The sequence below is a fragment of the Vibrio sp. V03_P4A6T147 genome (assembly GCF_002241085.1).
Taxonomy (GTDB): Bacteria; Pseudomonadota; Gammaproteobacteria; order Enterobacterales; family Vibrionaceae; genus Vibrio; species Vibrio anguillarum.
The window spans coordinates 1-4,623 of sequence record NZ_NDIO01000372.1; the positions used below are offsets into that span (position 1 = coordinate 1).

Here is a 4,623-nt window from a genome sequence, read left to right on the forward strand (position 1 = left end):
TTTTTACATTCTTTAGCCATGGAACAATACTTTCTGGATGTTTGATTAACCATTGGCGAGCGGCTTGTTCTGGTAACACGCCTTGGTTGAGAATGGATTCCATCAGTTGGTTTTCCATTTCAAGAGAGAAAGTCAGGTTTTTTAATAAATTACCGACATTTGGGCATTGTGCTAGGTAGTTCTGACGAACATTGGTGTAGACATTTGCACCACCGTAGTTTGGGCCAAAGTAATCGTCACCGCCATCAAGGTATTCCATTTCAACATTGCTGTTCATTGGGTGCGGAGCCCAACCTAGAAACACAATCCACTGATTGCGACGTACCGAGCGTGCCACTTGTGACACCATGCCAGCTTCACTGGACTCAACAACGCTAAAATCGTTCAGTCCAAAAGCGTTTTCATCAACCATCGATTGGATCAAGCGATTACCGTCATTGCCCGGTTCAATACCATAGATTTTGCCGCGAAATTTATCTGAAAATTGAGCGATATCAGCAAACGATTGGACACCGGCATCATAAACGTACTTAGGCACAGCGAGTGTGTATTTTGCTCCTTCCAAGTTAGCGCGCAGAGTTTCAACCGTTCCAGCTTCACGGTATTTGGCAATATCGCCTTCCATGGTTGGCATCCAATTACCGAGGAATACATCAATGTCACCGTTCGCCATAGATGAGTAGGTCACGGGTACTGAGAGCAAATCGATTTTTGTCTGATAGCCTAACCCTTTGAGCAACTCTGTGGTTATTGCCGTCGTGGCGGTGATATCTGTCCAACCTACATCAGCAAAGCGCACGGTATCGCACTGATTAGCGTAAGCGTTGGCGCTGAGCAGAGTCGTCATTGCAAGTGTGAGCACGGTTTTTTTAGTAATAGACATGTTATTTCCTTGTATTTTTGACTGACTTTATAAATTTTATGAGTAAGCGTCCGGCTTTCTCATTGGTGGTTTTATTCTTTGTTTGGTTTGCCAGTCTGGTGCAATCCATACTGGAGCTTCAGTACTGGCTAATAGCGGTTTGCCTAAAATAAGATCGGCGGCGCGCTCTGCGACCATGATGGTTGGCGCATTCAGGTTCCCGTTGGGAATGCTTGGGAATATCGAGGAATCCACCACGCGTAAAGCTTGAATTCCGCGCACTTGGCATTGTTCATTCACCACGGCCATTGGGTCGTCATCTGCGCCCATTTTGCAGCTGCAAGAGGGGTGATAAGCGCTTTCCACATTCTGTTTGACCCATGAATCAATATCGTCATCGTTTTGGATCTCTTCCCCCGGTTGAATTTCTTCGCCCCGATAAGTATCCAATGCTGGTTGCGCTAGAATTTCGCGGGTGAGACGAATGCAATCACGCCAATCTTGACGATCTTGTTCGGTTGATAGGTAATTAAATGCGATAGAGGGTGAAACCGTTGGATCGCGAGAGACAATTTGTACTTGTCCTCGGCTTTCTGGCTTATTGGGTCCCACATGAACTTGGAAGCCGTGACCATCAAAGGCCGCTTGGCCGTCGTACCGCATCGCAGCAGGTAAAAAGTGGTATTGAATATTTGGCCATTTGAGCCCTGCGCGAGAGCGAATAAACGCGCATGACTCGAAGTGGTTGGTTGCCCCTAATCCTTTACGAGTTAAGATCCATTCAGTGCCGATAAGCCCTTTGCTGATTAAACCGAGTTTACTGTTTAGTGTGATCGGCTGTTTGCAGTGGTATTGAAAATAGATCTCTAAGTGATCTTGCAGGTTTTGACCCACGCCAGGCAGGTCTTGCTCCAGTTTCACACCAACTTGTTCAAGCAGCGCTTTAGGGCCAATACCTGAAAGTTGCAAAAGTTGAGGAGAGCCAATAGAACCAGCACTTGAGATCACTTCTCGCAAGCAAAACGCTTGTTGGATCTTACCTGATTTTTCAAACTCAACGCCGATGGCCTTTTGCTCTTCAATCAAGATCTTATGTGCCACAATTCCTGTCTTTACGGTGAGGTTCGGTCGCTTCATCGCGCGGCGTAAATAGGCATTGGACGTTGAGGCGCGAACTCCAGAATCTACCGTCATATGCATTGGTCCGAAACCTTCCTGCTGATAAGCATTGTAATCGTCAGTTTCTGGATAACCGGCTTCTTTGCCCGCATCGATGAAGGCTTGATAAAGTGGGTTCAATTGCATGTCGTTACCGTTACAAGTACCGACGGGCCCGTTGCCGCCACGATAAGCGTTCTCGCCACCTATCCAAGATTCAGCGCGGCGAAAATAGGGTAAACAATTTTGATAATTCCAACCCTCAGCGCCCAGTGATTCCCACTCATCAAAATCGCAAGCGTGGCCACGAACGTACACCATGCCATTAATAGACGAGCTGCCACCGAGTACTTTGCCCCGTGGGCAATGTAGCTGACGCCCGTCGAGATCGGGCTCTGATTCGGTTTCAAATTGCCATGCGTATTTTTCGCTGTTCATCGGGTAAGAAAGGGCGGTGGGCATTTGAATAAAAATGCTTTTATCGCTACCACCGGCTTCGAGCAGTAAAACCTGATGCTCGCCAGACTCGGTTAAGCGATCGGCAAGAACACAACCTGCTGAGCCCGCACCGACGATAATGTAATCAAAGTGATTTAACATAGAAGGCTCCTTTGACGATTAAGCATATGGGCTAGAAAAATCATCTAGCTCCACTAAAATGCTCTTGGTTTGGGTATAGTGCTTAAGGGTTTCTATGCCATTTTCACGACCAATTCCGGAATGCTTATAACCACCGACAGGCATTTCTGCCGGAGAGTCTCCCCAGGTATTTATCCAGCAGATCCCGGCTTGAAGTTGGTGAATTACTCGGTGTGCACGAGAAAGGTTCTGTGTGAACACTCCTGCAGCTAAGCCATATTGAGTGCCATTCGCGCGCGCGATCACTTCGTCTTCATCGCTAAACTTAAGCACTGACATCACAGGGCCAAAGATTTCTTGCTGCACGTGAGGCATGTCATCAGTGCAATCAATGAAAACAGTTGGTGCAACAAAATTGCCCTTATCTAGGCCGTTATCGGTAACTTGATAACCACCAGTGAGCAAAGTTGCTTGGCTGGTTTTGGCTTGCTCAATCGCTGTGAGTACTTTGTTTAAATGAGGTTTGGAAATTAACGCGCCAATCTGGGTGTTGATATCCATAGGATCGCCAATCACTAATTGTTCAGTACGCAGCTTAAGCTGAGCGACAAACGCATCGTAGAGGCTGTCGTGTACGAAAACGCGCGTCCCATGGGTACACACTTCACCTTGAGTATAAAAGTTTGCCACCATGGCAGCAGAGACAGCTTGATCAAGCTTAGCGTCACCAAAAATAATGAGCGGTGACTTGCCACCCAATTCCATGGTGACAGATTTCAAGCTGCGAGCGCTGTCTGCCATCACGGCTTTCCCGGTGCCCGATTCACCGGTAAAAGAGACTTTGGCAATGTCAGGGTGGGCCGTCAGCATTTGACCTACGCGGTAATCACCTTGAACCACGTTAAAGACGCCGTCTGGCACTCCGGCTTCGCTGAAGATCTCTGCCAGTTTTAATGCGCTTAATGGCGTTTCCTCTGAGGGCTTGAAAATCATCACATTGCCGGCAGCCAGTGCTGGCGCTGATTTCCACATCGCGATTTGAATCGGATAATTCCATGCGCCAATGCCCGCGCAGATGCCTAATGGTTCGCGGCGAGTATAAAAAAACTGATGGTCGTTGAGCGGTTGTTGCTCGCCTTGAAGCGATGGGGCTAAATTTGCAAAGTACTCAATGACGTCTGCGCCAGTAGCAATATCAACGCAATTGGCTTCTTGAATCGGCTTGCCGGTATCGAGAACTTCAATTACAGCAAGTTCATCGTTTCGTTCTCTAAGTATTTTTACTGCTTTTAGCAAAATACGGCTGCGTTCTGTCGCGGTCATTCTTGACCATATCGCGAATCCTTGCTTGGCTGAGGTGATAGCTTGTTCAACGTCATTGGCACTGGCGTGCTGCAATCTTGCTATCACTTCACCTGTTGCTGGGTTGTAGGTATCGAAACGTTCTCCTGAAGTCGCAGATCGGAGCGTTCCGTTGATATAAAGCGATTGTATTTCCATTTTAAGGCCTGAAGTGGGTTGTTATTGCGCGTAAAACGCTAATTGTTTATTGAGGTAATCGTTAATGATGGAATGTGCTTGAGCAGGGTCTATCCCTTTGGGGTTTAATGCTCCGCGTAGCCAAATGCCATCAATCAGTGACGCGATGCCATGAGCCACGAGGTTGACTTGTTCTGATGGGAGCAGCGGCTTGAGTTCAATCTTAAGGTGAGAAAGTAAACGCTGTTCATTGACGTATTGCAGGCGATTTAATTGTGCGTCGTGCATGGAGTAAGCCCAAAACGCTAACCATGTTTTAACGACTTGGTTTTCCGCTTGGAACCCTTTGAAATTGCCGGTTACGATGGCATTAATGCGTTCGTAATGAGCCTCTTTTGGGAGTTGGTTTAAATGCTGAGTGATGGCGGTTGAAAGCTCACGTAAAACAACACGCATTGTCTCTTCCAATAATCCATGCTTGCCGCCAAAGTAGTGATTGATAATCCCTGTCGAGACACCTGCTTCTTTGCTGATTAAAGCGATAC

General features: G+C 47.2%; 4 protein-coding genes. All 4 read right to left on the reverse strand.

Annotation, left to right across the window (positions count from 1 at the left end):
* The coding region (locus B9J84_RS14350; protein WP_094124422.1) for a choline ABC transporter substrate-binding protein at positions 1–883 on the reverse strand (883 nt) is incomplete at its 3' end.
* Positions 884–919: 36 nt separating this feature from the next.
* Positions 920–2,620, reverse strand: a complete 1,701-nt coding sequence (gene betA, locus B9J84_RS14355) for a choline dehydrogenase (protein ID WP_094124423.1) — start codon at positions 2,618–2,620, stop codon at positions 920–922.
* Positions 2,621–2,638: 18 nt separating this feature from the next.
* Positions 2,639–4,099: a betaine-aldehyde dehydrogenase gene (gene betB / locus B9J84_RS14360; RefSeq protein ID WP_094124424.1), complete on the reverse strand. Its 1,461-nt coding sequence runs from the start codon at positions 4,097–4,099 to the stop codon at positions 2,639–2,641.
* A 21-nt stretch (positions 4,100–4,120) separates the two neighbouring features.
* Positions 4,121–4,623 (reverse strand): transcriptional regulator BetI (betI, locus tag B9J84_RS14365; protein ID WP_094124425.1); only part of this gene is annotated, 503 nt, incomplete at its 5' end.

What these genes read in the sequence shown, in the direction of transcription:
- betA (WP_094124423.1), bottom strand. Translation starts at nt 2,620, where the DNA reads ATGTTAAATCACTTTGATTACATTATCGTCGGTGCGGGCTCAGCAGGT.
- betB (WP_094124424.1), bottom strand. Translation starts at nt 4,099, where the DNA reads ATGGAAATACAATCGCTTTATATCAACGGAACGCTCCGATCTGCGACT.